The 1,134-nt window shown below is 59.5% G+C and carries 1 protein-coding gene; it reads left to right on the top strand.

The annotated features are described in order from the left end of the window. Positions 1-141: 141 nt before the first annotated feature. On the top strand, positions 142-720 hold the full coding sequence (locus N1F91_RS30920; protein WP_289997753.1) for a hypothetical protein: 579 nt from the start codon (positions 142-144) through the stop codon (positions 718-720). Positions 721-1,134: the final 414 nt, after the last annotated feature.

Raw genomic sequence — 1,134 nt, 5'->3', positions numbered from 1 at the left:
GTCAACCTCCAGCGCGTTCTACAAGTCCAGACCCACCCGCGGTGAAAGAGACGCCTCGACCGCCCGCGTACCATCGACCGGCGTCATCCGCGAAAGCGAACTCATGAATAAGACGGGCTAGCTGCGACGGCGCTAGAGATTGTGCGTTCTACCGCCGACATCGGGGCTGTGGAATTTGCCGCTCGGATTTTGCGAGATCAGGTTTGGGCACACGCGCTCTTTGGGCGATCGGGCCGGACCCAGTTCGACAAGATCGGTCTACCGGCCGAGTGGGAAAAAGCCTGTCGAGAGTATGCTGGACACTGGCGAGGCGAGCATCTCGCCACCAACTGGTTTTTCGGCAACTGGAAAGAGTCGCCGGTGTGGTTTCTGGCGAACGTGGGTGGTTGGGACAATGCCTGCGTTGAGAAACTCAATCAATTGACCGAGGACGAAGCAGCATTCGAGGCCTTCGTCATGATGGTGTTCGGTAGGCACTACCGAGTTGATCAGTCGGGCATCGAAACGTTGATGGGATGGGAGAATTTTGCGCGAAAGTTCCGTCGATTGGAAGACGGGCGAGGAGACCGCGAGCTTTCGAAGGATGTGCAGGATGCCGTCTCGAAAGCACGCGAGGCAGTCATAGGCAAAGAAGGTGGAAAGCCCAGAGAAGGCGAAATGGATGCGAGCACTGCCGAGGAAGTCCTGCCTACCGTCGGATCAGAGTCTTCTACAGCATAAAGGTGCGGTTCATCGCTCTTGTTCGCAGAAATTTATCCCGCGCCGCCACCCCACTCTCATGCACAACCCCCACCCCCCTAAAAAATTTCCATCCACACCCCCCGTCACCCATCGCACAATGCCCACGGGTCATGAAAGGGCACGGGCATGGAGGGAGCACTGGACGACCGGACGCTGAGGCGCACCGTCGCGCTGCTCGTCTCGCTCGCCGTGCTGGCCGAGCGAACCGCCGCGCGGTCCATTGCCGTCCGATGGTTCGTTCTTGTCGTGCTGCGCTATGCCGAGCGCGTGGCGCTAGCCCGTCTTATTCATGAGTTCGCTTTCGCGGATGGTGCCGGTCGACGATACGCGGGCAGTCGAGGCGTCTCTTTCACCGCGGGTGGGTCTGGACTTGTAGAACGCGCTGGAGGTTGA

It is taken from the genome of Aquibium sp. ELW1220 (assembly GCF_030398385.1).
Lineage (GTDB): Bacteria > Pseudomonadota > Alphaproteobacteria > Rhizobiales > Rhizobiaceae > Aquibium.
Note: the sequence above shows the minus strand (reverse complement) of the source record. Positions and strands in the feature narration are given on the sequence as shown.